The organism is Bacteroides sp. 4_1_36, assembly GCF_003466325.1.
In the GTDB taxonomy this organism is placed as follows: Bacteria; Bacteroidota; Bacteroidia; order Bacteroidales; family Bacteroidaceae; genus Bacteroides; species Bacteroides uniformis.
Genome location: NZ_QSOX01000006.1, coordinates 180,207 through 197,342, shown reverse-complemented (window position 1 = coordinate 197,342; position 17,136 = coordinate 180,207). Strand labels below are relative to the sequence as shown.

Annotated in this window: 15 protein-coding genes; 14 read left to right on the top strand and 1 reads right to left on the bottom strand. The window is 49.1% G+C overall.

Annotation, left to right across the window (positions count from 1 at the left end; all coding sequences use genetic code 11):
* Positions 1-29 precede the first annotated feature (29 nt).
* The 14 genes from DXD65_RS08595 to DXD65_RS08530 all read left to right on the top strand — a co-directional run bounded on the left by DXD65_RS08595 (position 30) and on the right by DXD65_RS08530 (position 14,901).
* The gene (locus DXD65_RS08595) at positions 30-716 is read left to right on the top strand and encodes an L-ribulose-5-phosphate 4-epimerase (RefSeq protein WP_005826585.1); all 687 of its coding nucleotides are present in this window, start codon (positions 30-32) and stop codon (positions 714-716) included.
* Between the two features lie 38 nt (positions 717-754).
* Entirely contained in the window at positions 755-2,263 is a 1,509-nt protein-coding gene (araA, locus tag DXD65_RS08590; protein ID WP_022402103.1) for an L-arabinose isomerase, read from the top strand.
* Between the two features lie 124 nt (positions 2,264-2,387).
* Positions 2,388-3,986 carry a xylulokinase gene (locus tag DXD65_RS08585; RefSeq protein WP_022402102.1) on the top strand — a complete coding sequence of 533 codons (1,599 nt, stop codon included), beginning with the start codon at positions 2,388-2,390 and terminating at the stop codon, positions 3,984-3,986.
* A 23-nt stretch (positions 3,987-4,009) separates the two neighbouring features.
* The gene (locus tag DXD65_RS08580; RefSeq protein ID WP_057097702.1) at positions 4,010-5,554 is read left to right on the top strand and encodes an alpha-N-arabinofuranosidase; all 1,545 of its coding nucleotides are present in this window, start codon (positions 4,010-4,012) and stop codon (positions 5,552-5,554) included.
* Positions 5,555-5,744: 190 nt separating this feature from the next.
* Complete coding sequence (locus tag DXD65_RS08575) at positions 5,745-7,754, top strand: transketolase family protein (protein ID WP_009036826.1); 2,010 nt, start codon at positions 5,745-5,747, stop codon at positions 7,752-7,754.
* A 91-nt stretch (positions 7,755-7,845) separates the two neighbouring features.
* On the top strand, positions 7,846-8,283 hold the full coding sequence (gene rpiB / locus DXD65_RS08570; RefSeq protein WP_005826596.1) for a ribose 5-phosphate isomerase B: 438 nt from the start codon (positions 7,846-7,848) through the stop codon (positions 8,281-8,283).
* A 175-nt stretch (positions 8,284-8,458) separates the two neighbouring features.
* Positions 8,459-8,734: a tetratricopeptide repeat protein gene (locus DXD65_RS08565; protein WP_005826598.1), complete on the top strand. Its 276-nt coding sequence runs from the start codon at positions 8,459-8,461 to the stop codon at positions 8,732-8,734.
* Between the two features lie 16 nt (positions 8,735-8,750).
* Positions 8,751-8,978 (top strand): ferredoxin family protein, encoded by a 228-nt coding sequence (locus DXD65_RS08560; RefSeq protein ID WP_005826600.1) that lies wholly within the window; start codon positions 8,751-8,753, stop codon positions 8,976-8,978.
* A 19-nt stretch (positions 8,979-8,997) separates the two neighbouring features.
* A complete protein-coding gene (locus DXD65_RS08555; RefSeq protein ID WP_016273409.1) occupies positions 8,998-10,083 on the top strand; it encodes a 3-methyl-2-oxobutanoate dehydrogenase subunit VorB in 1,086 nt (361 codons plus the stop codon).
* The gene (locus tag DXD65_RS08550) at positions 10,080-10,253 is read left to right on the top strand and encodes a hypothetical protein (protein ID WP_005826603.1); all 174 of its coding nucleotides are present in this window, start codon (positions 10,080-10,082) and stop codon (positions 10,251-10,253) included. Before DXD65_RS08555 ends, DXD65_RS08550 begins: the two co-directional genes overlap by 4 nt.
* 11 nt (positions 10,254-10,264) lie before the next feature.
* Complete coding sequence (locus DXD65_RS08545; RefSeq protein WP_005826605.1) at positions 10,265-11,026, top strand: thiamine pyrophosphate-dependent enzyme; 762 nt, start codon at positions 10,265-10,267, stop codon at positions 11,024-11,026.
* 22 nt (positions 11,027-11,048) lie between these two features.
* Positions 11,049-11,594: a 2-oxoacid:acceptor oxidoreductase family protein gene (locus DXD65_RS08540; protein ID WP_005826606.1), complete on the top strand. Its 546-nt coding sequence runs from the start codon at positions 11,049-11,051 to the stop codon at positions 11,592-11,594.
* Positions 11,595-11,848: 254 nt separating this feature from the next.
* Complete coding sequence (locus DXD65_RS08535; RefSeq protein ID WP_117588884.1) at positions 11,849-14,059, top strand: putative porin; 2,211 nt, start codon at positions 11,849-11,851, stop codon at positions 14,057-14,059.
* 11 nt (positions 14,060-14,070) lie between these two features.
* Positions 14,071-14,901: a transporter substrate-binding domain-containing protein gene (locus DXD65_RS08530; protein WP_044467289.1), complete on the top strand. Its 831-nt coding sequence runs from the start codon at positions 14,071-14,073 to the stop codon at positions 14,899-14,901.
* Between the two features lie 206 nt (positions 14,902-15,107).
* Here DXD65_RS08530 and DXD65_RS08525 read toward each other — a convergent pair whose 3' ends face one another.
* Positions 15,108-17,033, bottom strand: coding sequence for an NAD(+) synthase (locus DXD65_RS08525; RefSeq protein ID WP_005826617.1), 1,926 nt, complete (start codon positions 17,031-17,033; stop codon positions 15,108-15,110).
* Positions 17,034-17,136: the final 103 nt, after the last annotated feature.

Sequence of the window (17,136 nt, the reverse complement as noted above, 5' to 3'; positions counted from 1 at the left end):
AACAACTTGTAATTAGTAATTTAAATAATATGCTGGAAGCACTGAAAGACAAAGTATTCCATGCTAACCTTGAACTGGTGAAGCACGGATTGGTTATCTTCACATGGGGCAATGTATCGGGCATTGACCGCGAATCTGGTCTGGTAGTCATCAAGCCCAGTGGGGTGAGTTACGATGAAATGAAAGCAGAGGATATGGTGGTAGTGAATCTTGACGGCAAGGTCGTGGAAGGACGGTTAAAGCCCTCTTCAGACACACCGACCCACCTGGTTCTCTATAAAGCATTCCCCGAAATCGGCGGTGTGGTGCACACGCACTCTACTTACGCCACAGCCTGGGCACAAGCCGGATGTGACATACCGAATATCGGGACAACACATGCCGATTACTTCCACGACGCCATACCCTGCACAGCAGACATGACGAAGGAGGAAGTGGAAGGAGCGTATGAACTGGAAACGGGAAATGTCATCGTAAAACGCTTTGAGGGGCTGAACCCGGTACATACTCCCGGAGTATTGGTAAAGAACCACGGTCCTTTCTCGTGGGGAAAAGACGCACACGAAGCGGTACATAATGCCGTAGTGATGGAGCAGGTGGCAAAAATGGCAAGTATAGCCTATGCCGTGAACCCCAATCTGACCATGAATCCGCTGCTGATAGAAAAACATTTCAGCCGCAAGCACGGTCCTAACGCTTATTATGGACAGAAATAACTATCATTCTTTAAATATAAACTATAAAAATAAATTGTATGAACACATTTGAACAATATGAAGTATGGTTCGTAACCGGAGCACAGCTCTTGTACGGAGGTGACGCAGTTATCGCAGTAGACGCACATAGTAATGAAATGGTGAAAGGTCTGAATGATTCCGGGAAACTGCCCGTAAAGGTAGTATATAAAGGTACGGTCAATTCATCCAAAGAAGTAACCGCTACCTTCAAAGCCGCCAACAACGACGATAAGTGTATCGGAGTCATCACCTGGATGCACACCTTCTCTCCTGCCAAAATGTGGATTCACGGTTTGCAGGAACTGAAGAAGCCATTACTACACTTCCATACACAGTTCAACAAGGAAATTCCCTGGGAGACGATGGACATGGATTTTATGAACCTAAACCAATCGGCTCACGGCGACCGCGAATTTGGACACATCGTGACACGTATGCGAAAGAACCGCAAAGTGGTAGTAGGCCACTGGCAGGACGAAAAAGCCCAAAACCAGATTGCCGCATGGATGCGCGTAGCTGCCGCATGGGCTGATGCGCAGGATATGCTCATCATCCGCTTCGGCGACCAGATGAACAACGTGGCTGTGACAGACGGTGACAAGGTCAGTGCCGAACAAGTATTGGGCTATCATGTGGACTACTATCCCATCAATGATGTGATGACACACTACAATGCTGTCAGCGACGAGGACGTGAAGGCACTCGTAGCAGAATACTTCAAGCTCTACGACCACGCTCCCGAACTGGAAGACGCACGTACGGAAGCCTACACCAAAGTATGGAACTCCGCCAAGGCCGAAATCACCATTCGCCGCGTGCTGAAAGACACGGGTGCCAAAGGCTTCACCACCAACTTCAACGATTTGGGCGACTTTGACCAAATCCCCGGACTGGCCTCACAGCGACTGATGGCGGAAGGTTACGGCTTCGGTGCCGAAGGCGACTGGAAAACTGCGGCACTATACCGTACCACTTGGGTGATGAGTCAAGGCATGCCGAAGGGGTGCTCCTTCCTCGAAGACTATACGCTGAACTTCGACGGAGAAAAGAGCGCCATCCTGCAGGCACACATGTTGGAAGTCTGTCCACTGATTGCCGAACAGAAGCCGAAACTGGAAGTGCACCGTCTGAGCATCGGTATCGACAGCGAAACAGCCCGCCTGGTATTTACCAGCAAGCAAGGTGAAGGTGTAGCCGCTACCATCGTAGACCTGGGCAATCGCTTCCGCCTCATTGTGAACAAAGTAGAATGCATCAAGAGCAAGCCTCTGCCCAAGTTGCCCGTTGCCAGCGCACTGTGGATTCCAATGCCCAACCTCGAGGTGGGCGCTGCAGCCTGGATTCTGGCCGGAGGTACACATCATACCAGCTTCTCCTACGACCTGACGGTGGAATATTGGGAAGACTTTGCCGAAATGGCCGGCATCGAAATGGTAGTCATCGATGAAAATACCACCATCAGCGAGTTCAAAAAAGAACTGCGCATGAATGAAGTCTACTATATGCTGAACAAGGCACTTTGCTGATAATCATTACGGATTACCGATTGCGGACTACTAATTACACGTACCACAAACGTAACTAGTAGTTTGCAATTAGTAATCCGTTGTTTATAATCGTACTATAAATCCGTAAATTATCATTAATACCATGAAATTAGATGCAAAATCAACCATTGAGGCAGGTAAGGCCATCCTTGGTATAGAACTCGGTTCCACACGAATCAAGGCGGTTTTGATTGACCAGGAAAACAAACCCATCGCCCAGGGAAGCCATACTTGGGAGAATCAGTTAGTCGACGGACTGTGGACATATAGCGTCGAGGCTGTCTGGTATGGGTTGCAGGATTGCTACGCAGACCTTCGTACCAATGTAAAGAGCCTCTACGATACAGAGATAGAGACCTTGGCAGCTATCGGTGTCAGTGCCATGATGCACGGCTATATGGCATTCAATGAAAAAGAAGAAATCCTTGTACCCTTCCGTACCTGGAGAAATACTAATACCGGCCAGGCTGCCGCAGCCCTATCCGAACTATTTGTCTACAACATCCCTCTGCGTTGGAGCATCTCCCACCTCTACCAAGCCATCCTGGATAATGAAGAACACGTTCCATCCATCAATTACCTGACCACCCTTGCAGGTTTTGTCCACTGGCAAATAACCGGTCAAAAGGTACTGGGCATAGGAGATGCCTCCGGCATGCTCCCTATCGATCCCATCACCAAAAACTATTCTTCTGAAATGGTGGATAAGTTCGACAAACTTATTGCTCCGAAAGGATACGACTGGAAGCTTCGAGATATTCTGCCGAAGGTATTGTCGGCCGGTGAAAACGCAGGCTTCCTTACTCCCGAAGGAGCCAGTCGCCTCGACGTATCGGGACATCTGAAAGCAGGAATTCCCGTCTGTCCGCCCGAAGGTGACGCTGGAACCGGCATGGTTGCCACCAACGCCGTAAAGCAGCGCACTGGAAACGTATCGGCAGGCACCTCCTCTTTCTCAATGATTGTATTGGAGAAAGAATTGTCCAAGCCCTACGAAATGATTGACATGGTAACCACCCCCGACGGAAGCCTCGTAGCTATGGTGCATTGCAACAACTGCACTTCCGACCTCAATGCCTGGATCAATATTTTCAAAGAATACCAGGAACTGATGGGTATCCCCGTAGATATGGACGAAATCTACGGAAAGCTCTATAACCACGCCCTGACAGGCAATGCAGACTGCGGAGGCCTCATCTCATACAACTACATATCAGGCGAACCTATAACGGGACTGGCAGACGGACGTCCACTGTTTGTACGTTCGGCAAACGACAAGTTCAACCTTGCCAACTTCATGCGCACCCATCTGTATGCTTCAGTGGGAGTTCTCAAAATCGGCAACGACATCCTTTTCAATGAAGAGAAAATCAGAGTAGACAGAATCACCGGTCACGGAGGACTCTTCAAAACCAAAGGAGTAGGCCAGAGAATACTGGCAGCTGCCATCAATTCACCCATTTCCGTTATGGAAACAGCCGGCGAAGGTGGTGCCTGGGGTATTGCCCTCCTCGCTTCCTACCTTGCAAACAACGGAAACGGCCAATCCCTTGCCGACTTCCTGGACAAGCATGTATTCACCGGAAATGCCGGTATTGAAATCTCACCGACAGCCGAAGATGTAAGCGGATTCAACACCTACATCGAAAGCTATAAAGCTGGTTTGCCCATCGAAGAAGCAGCAGTAAGATTCAAGAACTAAGTATTTAATAACACTAAAAAACTATGAACACAAAGTTATTTATCAGTAGCATATTTCTCTCCACCTCGTTGTCACTCTTCGCACAGAAAAGTGCCACTATCACTTTACACACAGACCAGAGCGAGCAAATCATTCCCAAAGAAATCTACGGCCAATTTGCAGAGCATTTGGGAACTTGTATCTATGGCGGACTTTGGGTAGGTGAGAACTCCGATATTCCCAACATCAACGGTTATCGCACCGACGTATTCAATGCACTGAAGGAGCTCCGTGTACCCGTCCTTCGTTGGCCGGGAGGCTGCTTTGCCGATGAATACCACTGGATGGACGGTATCGGCCCTAAAGAAAACCGCCCCAAAATGGTGAACAACAACTGGGGAGGCACTATCGAAGACAACAGTTTCGGAACCCATGAGTTCCTCAATCTCTGCGAAATGCTGGGATGTGAACCCTATATCAGTGGAAACGTAGGCAGTGGTACCGTAGAAGAACTTGCCAAATGGGTGGAATACATGACCTCCGAAGGAGACTCCCCCATGGCACGCCTGCGCCGCCAGAACGGTCGCGACAAAGCCTGGAAAGTAAAATACCTCGGCGTGGGTAACGAAAGCTGGGGTTGCGGTGGAAGCATGCGTCCCGAATATTATGCCGACCTCTACCGCCGCTATTCCACCTACTGCCGCAACTATGACGGCAATAGTCTTTTCAAGATAGCCAGCGGTGCCAGCGACTACGACTATAACTGGACCAAAGTGCTGATGGACCGCGTAGGCGGCCGTATGCACGGTCTTTCCTTGCACTACTATACCGTCAGCGGATGGAACGGCAGTAAAGGCTCCGCCACCCAATTCAGTAAAGACGACTATTACTGGACACTGGGCAAATGCCGCGAAATAGAAGATGTCATCAAGAAGCATTGCACCATTATGGATGAATACGACCCTCAAAAGAACGTGGCTCTTATGCTTGACGAATGGGGAACCTGGTGGGACACTGAACCGGGTACCAATCCCGGACATCTGTACCAACAGAATACATTGCGTGATGCTTTTGTCGCTTCCCTCAGCTTCGACATCTTCCATAAATATACCGACCGTCTGAAAATGGCAAACATTGCCCAAATCGTCAATGTATTGCAATCCATGATTCTGACCAGCGGAAAAAACATGGTACTCACCCCCACTTATTATGTATTCAAAATGTACAATGTACACCAGGATGCCACCTACATTCCTCTTGAGCTGAACTGCGACATGATGGATGTACGCGACAACCGCAGAATACCAATGGTCAGCGCTACCGCCTCCAAAGACCCAAACGGCAAGATACACATTTCCATGTCCAACGTAGATGCAGACAATGCACAGGAAGTGACCATCAATCTGTCTGGAACGAAAGCCAAGAAAGCAGTTGGTGAAATATTGACTTCCACCAATCTGACGGACTACAATTCATTTGAAAATCCCGACAATGTGAAACCCGTTCCGTTCAAAGAGGTAAAAATCAATAAAGATATTCTCAAGATTAAACTTCCGGCCAAATCAATCGTTACTATTGAGTTACAGTAAAACTACCGTGCACCGCACAAAATCAGCTAAATACGTTTAGTATCATTTTAGCAGCAAAAAGGCAGTAATACTGATAAAAAAGACACTCTTCGAGTGTTGTGAATTACGCATAAAGAGTTATCTTTGCCCTTGGAAAACCTACAAGGACCAAATAACCTATTGATAATATTCAAAATTAATTAGATTCAATATGAACGACAACAAACTTATGAACCGTGCGGCGGACAATATCCGTATCCTTGCTGCATCCATGGTTGAGAAAGCCAACTCCGGGCATCCGGGCGGTGCCATGGGTGGTGCTGACTTTGTAAATGTACTCTTCTCAGAGTTCCTGGTATATGACCCTGAAAATCCGGCTTGGGAAGGTCGTGACCGTTTCTTCCTCGACCCGGGACACATGTCACCGATGCTTTACTCTACATTGGCCCTGACCGGCAAGTTCACGCTGGACGAACTGAAAGAGTTCCGCCAATGGGGAAGCCCTACTCCGGGACATCCCGAACGTGACATCATGCGCGGCATCGAAAACACTTCCGGACCGCTCGGCCAGGGACACACATTTGCAGTCGGTGCAGCCATCGCAGCCAAGTTCATGAAGGCACGTTTCGAAGAAGTAATGCCACAGACCATCTACGCTTATATTTCTGACGGTGGCATCCAGGAAGAAATCTCCCAAGGCTCAGGCCGTATCGCCGGAGCATTAGGGTTGGATAATCTCATCATGTTCTATGATGCCAACGACATTCAGCTTTCTACCGAGACAAAGGATGTGACCATCGAAGATACCGGCAAGAAATACGAAGCTTGGGGCTGGAAAGTCATTAAAATCAATGGTAACGATCCCGATGCCATCCGCGGTGCACTGAACGAAGCCAAAGCTGAGAAAGAGTGTCCGACGCTGATTATCGGCCATACCGTAATGGGTAAAGGTGCCCGCAAGGCAGACGGCAGCAGCTACGAGGCTGATTGTGCCACGCACGGTGCTCCTCTGGGCGGCGACGCTTATATAAACACTATCAAGAATTTGGGTGGTGACCCGACAAATCCGTTTGTCATCTTCCCCGAAGTGGCCGAACTATATGCCAAGCGTGCAACTGAGCTGAAGAAAATCATGGCTGAAAAGTATGCAGCCAAAGCCGCATGGGCAAAAGCCAATCCGGAAAAGGCTGCCAAACTGGAAATGTTTTTCTCCGGCAAGGCTCCCGAAGTGAATTGGGCCGCCATCGAACAGAAAGCAGGCGTTGCCACCCGCGCAGCATCTGCCACTGTGCTCAGTGCTCTCGCCACTCAAGTAGAAAATATGATTGTTGCTTCTGCCGACCTTTCCAATTCCGACAAGACAGACGGATTCCTCAAGAAAACACATGCCTTCAAGAAAGGTGACTTCAGCGGTGCATTCTTCCAGGCCGGTGTTGCCGAGCTGACTATGGCATGTTGCTGTATCGGTATGGCACTGCATGGCGGTGTAATCCCCGCTTGCGGAACTTTCTTCGTATTCTCCGACTACATGAAACCTGCCGTACGTATGGCAGCCCTGATGGAAGTTCCCGTGAAGTTCATCTGGACACACGATGCCTTCCGTGTAGGTGAAGACGGTCCTACCCATGAACCGGTAGAGCAGGAAGCCCAAATCCGCCTGATGGAAAAACTGAAAAACCACAAGGGACATAATTCCATGTTGGTACTCCGCCCGGCAGATGCAGAAGAAACAACTGTGGCATGGAAACTGGCAATGGAAAATACCACAACCCCAACCGGTTTGATTTTCTCCCGCCAGAACATCGCCAACCTGCCCGAAGGCAACGATTACGAACAAGCTGCCAAAGGCGCTTATATTGTAGCCGGCTCCGATGAAAATCCAAATATAATCCTCGTTGCTTCAGGCTCGGAAGTTGCCACATTGGTAGCCGGTACTGAATTGCTGCGCAAGGATGGCATCAAGGTGCGTATCGTGTCCGTTCCTTCCGAAGGTCTGTTCCGTAGCCAAGCTCCGGGATATCAAGAAGGCATTATCCCGTGTGGTGCCAAGGTATTCGGCCTGACAGCCGGTCTGCCCGTCACACTGCAAGGGCTGGTAGGTCCCCGCGGTAAAGTATGGGGATTGGAATCATTCGGATTCTCGGCACCTTATAAAGTGCTGGACGAAAAGCTCGGTTTCACCGCAGAGAACGTTTACAAACAAGTAAAAGCAATGTTATAATCATTATCCAATGTGCTGATGTGCTGATTGCCCGCGCCCTACAAGCTGCAGGCATCAGCACATTGGCACATTGGTATATTAACTGACCATCATGAAAACAATAGGAATCTGTTCCGACCATGCAGGCTTCGAATTGAAGGAATATGTTCGCGGCTGGTTGGAAGCCAAAGGCTGGGCTTACAAGGACTTCGGGACCTACTCAACCGAGAGTTGCGACTATCCCGACTTTGCACATCCTTTGGCACTGGCCGTTGAAGCCGGAGAGTGCTATCCGGGAATTGCCATCTGCGGAAGCGGTGAAGGTATCAGCATAACGCTGAACAAGCATCAGGGTATCCGCGCAGCCCTCTGCTGGACGGCAGAAATAGCCCATTTGGCACGCCAGCACAATGATGCCAATGTGCTTGTCATGCCAGGGCGATTCATCAGTACCGAAGAAGCCGACATGATTATGAGGGAATTCTTCAGTACACCATTCGAAGGCGGACGCCACCAACGAAGAGTGGACAAGATACCGGTACACTTGTAAAGCAATAGAATCACCTTCTTTATGATATCCGCCCGAAGCTCTGACATTCTGATAGAATCGTGAGAAACTTCGGGCTTTTTATTTGCCCCTTTTTCTTATTTTTCACAGTGAAGATGCTCATTGTCTTCAAATAAAAACTATCTTTGTGGTTCGATAACCCGGATATTTTTTAGATATGGAACGACTGAATACCATAAAAGAGCTTATCAACCAGGGAAATGTAGAGCAAGCCATCCAGCAGCTTGACGAAATACTGCAAACAGACTTTCCCGGCAAAGACGAAGCTTACTACCTGCGGGGAAATGCCTATCGGAAACAAGGCAACTGGCAACAAGCACTGAACAACTATCAGTATGCCATCGACCTGAACCCCGAAAGCCCGGCACAACATGCCTATCAAATGGCTATGGACATCCTGAACTTCTACAACAAGGATATGTACAATCAATAAATAAAGAACGTAAATTATGGCAAAAATCAAAGGAGCAATCGTAGTAGACACCGAACGTTGCAAAGGCTGCAACTTGTGTGTGGTAGCGTGTCCGCTCAACGTAATAGCCCTCACCAAGGAGGTGAATGTGAAAGGGTATAACTATGCCCACCAAATATTGGAAGATACTTGTAACGGCTGCGCCTCGTGCGCCACAGTATGTCCGGACGGATGTATCTCAGTATATAAAATAAAAGTAGAATAAATCTGTAAATCAGTAGAATATGGCAGAAGAAGTTGTATTAATGAAAGGAAACGAAGCCATCGCCCACGCAGCCATCCGTTGCGGTGCAGACGGTTACTTCGGATATCCCATTACTCCGCAATCGGAGGTATTGGAAACTCTTGCCGAACTGAAACCCTGGGAGACGACCGGCATGGTGGTTCTTCAGGCAGAAAGTGAAGTGGCAGCTATCAATATGGTGTACGGCGGTGCCGGAAGTGGTAAAATGGTCATGACCTCCTCCTCCAGCCCCGGTGTCAGCCTAAAGCAGGAAGGTATCTCTTATCTGGCAGGTGCCGAGCTGCCTTGCTTGATTGTAAACGTTATGCGCGGCGGTCCCGGTCTGGGAACCATCCAACCGAGCCAGGCCGACTATTTCCAGACAGTAAAAGGAGGCGGCCACGGTGACTATCGTCTGATTGCCCTTGCTCCGGCTTCCGTACAAGAAATGGCAGATTTCGTAGGACTGGCATTCGAACTTGCCTTCAAATACCGTAATCCGGCAATTATCCTTGCCGACGGTGTCATCGGCCAGATGATGGAAAAAGTGGTGCTCCCGGTACAAAAGCCACGCCGCACCGATGCGGAAGTCATCGAACAATGCCCATGGGCCACTACCGGCAGAACCAATGGCCGCAAACCCAACGTCATCACCTCATTGGAACTGAAACCGGAAGAAATGGAAAAGAACAACATCCGTTTCCAGGCCAAATACAAGCAGATAGAAGAGAATGAGGTTCGCTTCGAGGAAATTCATTGCGATGATGCCGACTACCTGATTGTAGCCTTCGGCTCTATGGCACGCATCGGACAGAAAGCAATGGAGCTGGCACGCGAAGAAGGAATCAAGGTAGGTATGCTCCGCCCCATCACGTTGTGGCCGTTCCCGACCAAAGCCATTGCCGCGTATGCCGACAAGGTGAAAGGTATGCTCGTTACAGAATTGAATGCCGGACAGATGGTGGAAGATGTCCGCCTTGCCGTGAACGGTAAAGTGAAAGTGGAACATTTCGGACGCCTCGGCGGCATTGTTCCCGATCCGGATGAGATAGTAGATGCATTGAAAGAAAAACTGATTAAGAAATGAATCCTGATAAAATAAGAAACGTACTGAACATTCTCTTCATGGTACTTGCCTTGGCAGCTATCATTATATATTTTGCTGCAAAAGATGACTTCAAGCTGTTCATCTACGTCTGCGGCGCGGCGATATTCGTCAAGTTGATGGAGTTTTTCATACGGTTCACCAACAGATAGGAGAAGTGATTATGACAAAAGAAGATATTATAAAGCCCGAGAATCTGGTTGCCAAGAAACCGACTCTGATGAACGACAATCCCATGCACTACTGCCCGGGATGCAGTCACGGCGTAGTTCATAAACTCGTAGCCGAAGTTATCGAAGAAATGGGACTGGAAGACAAAGCAATAGGCATCTCCCCCGTGGGATGTGCCGTGTTCATCTATAATTATATAGACATCGACTGGCAGGAAGCCGCCCATGGACGTGCGCCCGCACTTGCCACTGCCATCAAGCGCCTTTGGCCAGACCGCCTGGTGTTCACTTACCAAGGAGACGGCGACCTGGCTTGTATCGGTACTGCCGAAACCATCCACGCCTTGAACCGCGGCGAAAACATCACCATCATCTTCATCAACAATGCCATCTATGGTATGACCGGGGGACAAATGGCTCCCACTACCCTTGTAGGCATGAAGACATCGACCAGCCCTTACGGACGTGACGTGCATCTGCACGGCTATCCGCTGAAGATGGCCGATATTGCTGCACAATTGGAAGGAACCGCTTACGTGACACGCCAAAGCGTACAGTCCGTTCCCGCCATCCGCAAAGCGAAAAAGGCTATCCGCAAAGCATTCGAGAACTCTATGGCAGGCAAAGGTTCCAACCTTGTGGAAATCGTTTCCACCTGTAACTCCGGCTGGAAGATGTCTCCTGCGAAATCCAATGAATGGATGGTAGAGAACATGTTCCCCTTCTATCCGCTGGGCGACCTGAAAGATAAATAATCATGCTAAAGACAGAAGAACAATGAAAGAAGAAATCATTATAGCAGGCTTCGGTGGACAAGGTGTATTGTCCATGGGAAAGATTTTGGCATATTCCGGATTGATGGAAGGCAAAGAGGTGACTTGGATGCCGGCTTACGGACCGGAACAACGTGGTGGTACAGCCAACGTAACAGTCATCGTAAGTGACGAGAAAATATCCTCACCCATCTTAAGCAAGTACGATGCCGCCATCATCCTGAACCAGCCGTCATTGGAGAAATTCGAAAGCAAGGTAAAACCCGGAGGCGTACTTATCTACGACGGTTACGGCATCATCAACCCGCCGACGCGTAAGGACATCCACGTTTACCGCATCAACGCCATGGATGCCGCCAATGAAATGAACAACGCCAAGGCATTCAACATGATTGTATTGGGTGGATTATTGAAAATCAAGCCGATGGTTACACTGGACAGTGTACTCAGAGGATTGAAGAAGACACTGCCCGAACGCCACCACCACTTGATACCGATGAACGAAGAAGCTATCAAGAAAGGAATGGAACTTATTCAGGAAATGAAATGAAAGGCTATGTAAAGCCACTCCCCATAAGAGGAGGAACTTTACGCCAGAATAAGAGATAAAGGAAAACGGATAAGCCCTTGTGATATTGATTTATTGCAAGGGCTTATTTCATTTCAAGCCGGAAAAAGTATGGATTCAAGGGCAGAGAACCGGAAGCAGTATAGAACAAAACAGAAAACAAGACAGTTTAAAAGAAGCAAAAAAGGCTGAATTCAGTAAGCAAATAATTTTTTATTGTATCTTTGCGCCTAATTATGAGACGAATTGTACTGACATATATATTTCTGTCCGTTATAGGGATATGGGGGGCTATGGCGCAAAACACCTTAAACCCGATGAACAATCGCGACCGGTTCGGTAACCAGATTGACCCAAATACCCAGCCGGACAATCTGGAAGACAGTACCAATACTGAGATTCAAAGTCTTCCACCCAAGCTTTACATGTGGAAACTAAGTGAGACACTGGGCAACCGTACCATCATACCTGCCGACACAGCCAGCCTCAACTTCCAGAGCACCAATCTGGTGGAAGGAATGTTCGGCCATTACAACTACTTGGGAAATTTAGGTTCTCCACGCCTCTCACGTCTGTTCTTCGAACGGGAGGAAAGCGAACCTACCATCTTCATGGCTCCCTTCTCCAGTTTTTTCACACGTCCCGACCAGGTGCTTTTCACCAACAGCAACGTGCCTTACACCAATCTTACCTACTACAAAGCCGGCAGCAAAGTGAACGGTGAAGAACGCTTCAAGTCCTACTTCTCCGTCAACGTCAACAAGCAGTTGGCATTTGGCTTTAACATCGACTATCTGTACGGACGCGGTTATTACCAGAACCAGTCCACCTCGCACTTCAATGCAGGTCTGTTCGGTAGCTATATCGGCGAGAAATACCAGGTACAAGCAGTCTACAACAACTTTTTCCTGAAGATGAACGAGAACGGCGGTATTGCAGACGACCAATACATCACCCGTCCCGAAAACATGTCCGGAGGAAAGAAAGAGTACGAGTCCACCACTATTCCGGTCAAATTGGAACAGAGTTCCAACCGTAACAAGGATTTTTATATCTATCTGACACAGCGTTATCGTCTTGGTTTTACGCGGAGAGTACGGAACACACAAGAAGGCAAACCGACGGTATCCGCACCCAAAGCCTCATCCTCCCCGTCCTCTGAATCCGAAATATCCGCTTCGAACAACGACATAGCATTGCCAAACGACAGCATAGCATCAAAATCGGTCAGCACACTTGCAGCTGCCAATGACAGCCTGCCGTCTGTTTCTACCGCAGACAACGACTCACTTTTCGAAGAAGAGTTCGTCCCCGTCACCAGCTTTATCCATACTTTGAAAGTAGAGCGGTCGCGGCACCAATTCCGTTCGGGAAGCGAGCCCGAAGGATTCTTCCCGGAAGACTACAAGCTTTACAAGAATTACAGCAACGACTCCACCACGGCATTCAGTGTAAAGAACGTGTTCGGAATAGCCTTGCTGGAAGGTTTCAACAAATACGCCAAAGCCGGACTTACGGCTTATATCTCCCACAAGTTCAGCCGGTACGACCTGATGAATACGGACACACTTACCGACATGCGCCGCATCCGCTACACCGAGCAGGAAATCTTCCTGGGTGGCGAACTCGCCAAGCGCGAAGGCAAACTGCTGCACTACAACGTAAACGGTGAAGTGGGGTTGGTAGACAAAGCCATCGGGCAGTTCCGCGTCAACGCCAATCTGGACCTGAACTTCCGTCTATGGAAAGATACGGTGAACTTCTACGCCCGCGGTTATGTGAGCAACACGCTTCCTTCCTTCTACATGCGCCATTACCACTCCAACCACTACAACTGGGACAACGACAACATGGACAAGGAATTCCGTACGCGTGTGGAAGGCGAGCTGAACATTTCCCGTTGGGGAACCAATCTCCGTGCCGGCGTAGAGAATATCAAGAACTACACCTACTTCAACCAAAGCGCCCTGCCCGAACAGAACGGAGGCAACATACAAGTGCTGTCCGCCACACTGAAACAAGACTTCCGCCTCGGTGTCTTCCACCTGGACAATGAGGTGACCTGGCAGAAGACGAGCAATGAAACAGTACTTCCATTGCCCCAACTCTCGCTCTACCATAACTTCTACATACTGGCTAAACTCGCCAAGAAGGTGCTGACCGTTCAGTTGGGTGCCGATGTCCGTTACTTCACCAAGTACAACGCACCTGCCTATGCACCCGGCGTCCAGCAGTTCCATCTGCAACCTACGGACGATTTGGTGGAAATAGGCGGTTACCCCATCGTAAACGTATATGCCAACCTGCACTTGAAGCGGACGCGTATCTTTGCCATGATGTATCACGTCAACGCGGGTATGGGAAGCGCCAATTCCTTCCTGGTGCCGCACTACCCCATCAATCCGCGCTTGTTCAAAATTGGCGTCTCATGGAATTTCTATGACTAACAGATGACTGTATGACGAAAAGCAGACTGCTCAAATACGCACTTCTGGGAATTGCAGCGGCTCTCATTGCCCACTATCTCATCAAGAAAGAAGAGAAACCGAAAGGTCATCCGCGCGATTATGCCGAGATAGCTGCCGAAGGCATCATACATGCTTCGACGGAATACAACTCCATCAGTTTCTATGTGGATGATGACACCTTGTCCGGTTTCCACTACGAGCTGATAGAAGCTTTTGCACGCGACCACGGGCTGCAAGCGGCCATATCACCGGAAATGAGCTTCAACAAGCGGCTGGAAGGCCTGGCCGACGGGCAATATGACGTGATTGCCTACGGCATCCTCGCCACCAGTGAGCTGAAAGACTCCTTGCTGCTTACCACCCCTATTGTGCTGAACAAGCAAGTGCTGGTGCAACGCAAGCTTGAGAATATTTCCGACTCGTCATTATTCATCAAAAGCCAACTGGACCTGGCTGGAAAGACACTGCACGTAGTGAAAGGCTCCCCTTCCATACTACGCATCCGCAACCTGGGAAATGAGATAGGCGACACCATCTACGTTGAGGAAATAGAGAAGTACGGTTCCGAACAACTGATTGCCTTGGTAGCCCATGGAGACATCGACTATGCCGTATGCGACGAAAGCATTGCCCGTACCGCAGCCGACAGCATTCCTCAAATAGACATCAATACCGCCATCAGCTTCACGCAATTCTATTCCTGGGGGGTAAGCAAACAGTCCCCTATCCTGCTGGACAGCCTCAACACATGGCTGGATAGTTTCAAAAAGGGAAAAGAATACAAGAAAATCTACAAACGATACTACGGGAAACGAAACTAAGCTGCACTTTTCCATACACGCAGCATATCCCTACTTTTACAACTAGTTATCAATCAACAGCTTATTACTGCAAAATCCTGCATACATTTTGCAGTGATACTGCAACACGTTTGCAGTCGCACTGCAAAATACATGCAGCAAGAATGCAAACAAGATGCAGTCATCAAATACCCATATCGATATTACGGCATACCCGAAGTAAAGAATTAGAGTCCTTCCACCTCCCTTAGCCACATCTCCGACGAAGCATCGCTCGGCATTCTCCAATCACCGCGCGGACTCAGAGAGATACTGCCCACCTTCGGACCATCCGGCAAACAGGAACGCTTGAACTGCTGGTTGAAGAAACGACGGCAGAAAGTCTGCAACCATTTTTTGATGGTTTCTTCATCATACATCCCCTTGAATGTGCGTGCTGCCAGGAAAAATATCTTGGAAGGACGGAAACCGCAGCGCAGGAAGTAATAAAGGAAGAAGTCGTGAAGCTCATACGGCCCCACCAAATCCTCGGTAATCTGCTGGATATTACCGTTCTCATCTGCCGGAATCAGTTCCGGGCTGATGGGAGTATCCACAATATCGAGCAAGGTAGCACGTGAAGCATCGTCCATATCATGCTCTGCCACCCATTTCACCAAGTGCTTCACCAGAGTCTTGGGGACGCTGGCATTCACACCGTACATCGACATGTGATCGCCGTTGTAAGTGGCCCATCCTAAAGCAAGTTCCGAAAGGTCGCCCGTACCGATAACCATTCCCCAGGTCTGGTTGGCAATATCCATCAAGATTTGGGTACGCTCCCGTGCCTGCGCATTCTCGTAAACCACGTCGTGCACATGGACATCATGGTCTATGTCCTTGAAATGCTGTATGCAGGCCTCCTTGATACTGACTTCGCGGACAGTCACACCGAGGGAGTTCATCAGGTCGATGGCATTCGTGTAAGTACGGTCGGTCGTTCCGAATCCCGGCATGGTGACACCGACAATACCCTGGCGGGACCATCCCAACTTATCGAAAGTCTTTACGCAAACCAGCAGCGCCAGCGTAGAATCCAGTCCACCCGAAATGCCGATAACGGCACTCTTCGCTTTAGTATGCACCAGACGTTGCGCCAGTCCGGACACCTGGATGGAGAATACCTCCTCACAGCGTTCGTCCAACGCTATCCCCTGCGGAACAAATGGATGCGGTTCAAAAGTACGTGTTAGGTTCAAATCCCTGCTGTTGACATACTCCGTAGAGATTCGTACCGGAAGGGCCGAAACACAATTTGCATGGCAAGCCGCGAAGGTCGTATTCACCCGGCGCTCCGTACGCAAGTGTTCCACATCAATTTCACTGATGACCACCTGCCCTTCGAAAGAGAAGCGTTCGTTTGCCGCCAGCAGAGTCCCGTTCTCATAAATCAGTCCGTTGCCGGCAAACACCACATCCGTAGTGGATTCTCCGAAACCGCATGAGCTGAATACATAACCGGCAATGCATCGTGCCGACTGCTGGCTGATGAGCGAGCGCAGATAATTGTGCTTGCCGATACCTTCATTGTCGGCCGAAAGATTGAACAAGATTTCCGCACCTTGCAGCGCCAGCGTGGAGCTGGGCGGTATGGGTGCCCACAAGTCCTCGCATATCTCCACTCCGAAAGTGGTATCCGCCGTTTCGAACAGCAGGTCTCTCCCCATCGGAATAATCTGCCCGCAAAGGCGCACACTGTTTTCTGCCACATCACATGCGGAAGTAAACCAGCGCTTCTCATAAAACTCCTTATAATTGGGAAGATAAGTCTTCGGGACAACGCCCAGCACTCTCCCCTTCTGAATGACAACCGCCGCATTCAGCAACACGCCGTTCAGTGCGACGGGCATGCCCAATATCGAGATAATATCCATCTGGCGCGTATTGTTCAGAATCTGTATCAATCCCATTTCTGCCTCTTCGAGCAGAAGTTGTTGGGCAAAGAGGTCGCCACAGGTATATCCGGTAATGCACAACTCGGGGAAAGCAATGATTTGCACACCTTTCCCGTCGGCTATAATAATCTCTTTTTCAATCTCTGAGGCATTGAACTTACAGTCAGCCACCTTGACACGGGGCACAGCCGCCGCTACTTTTACATATCCGTAATTCATAAGGATGCTATATTATTTATTCGGTGCAAAGATACGGCAAAATTCTGATTAAGAGAGATAAGAGAAAAACGTTTTCTCTATATCGGCACGAGAAACTGACTAA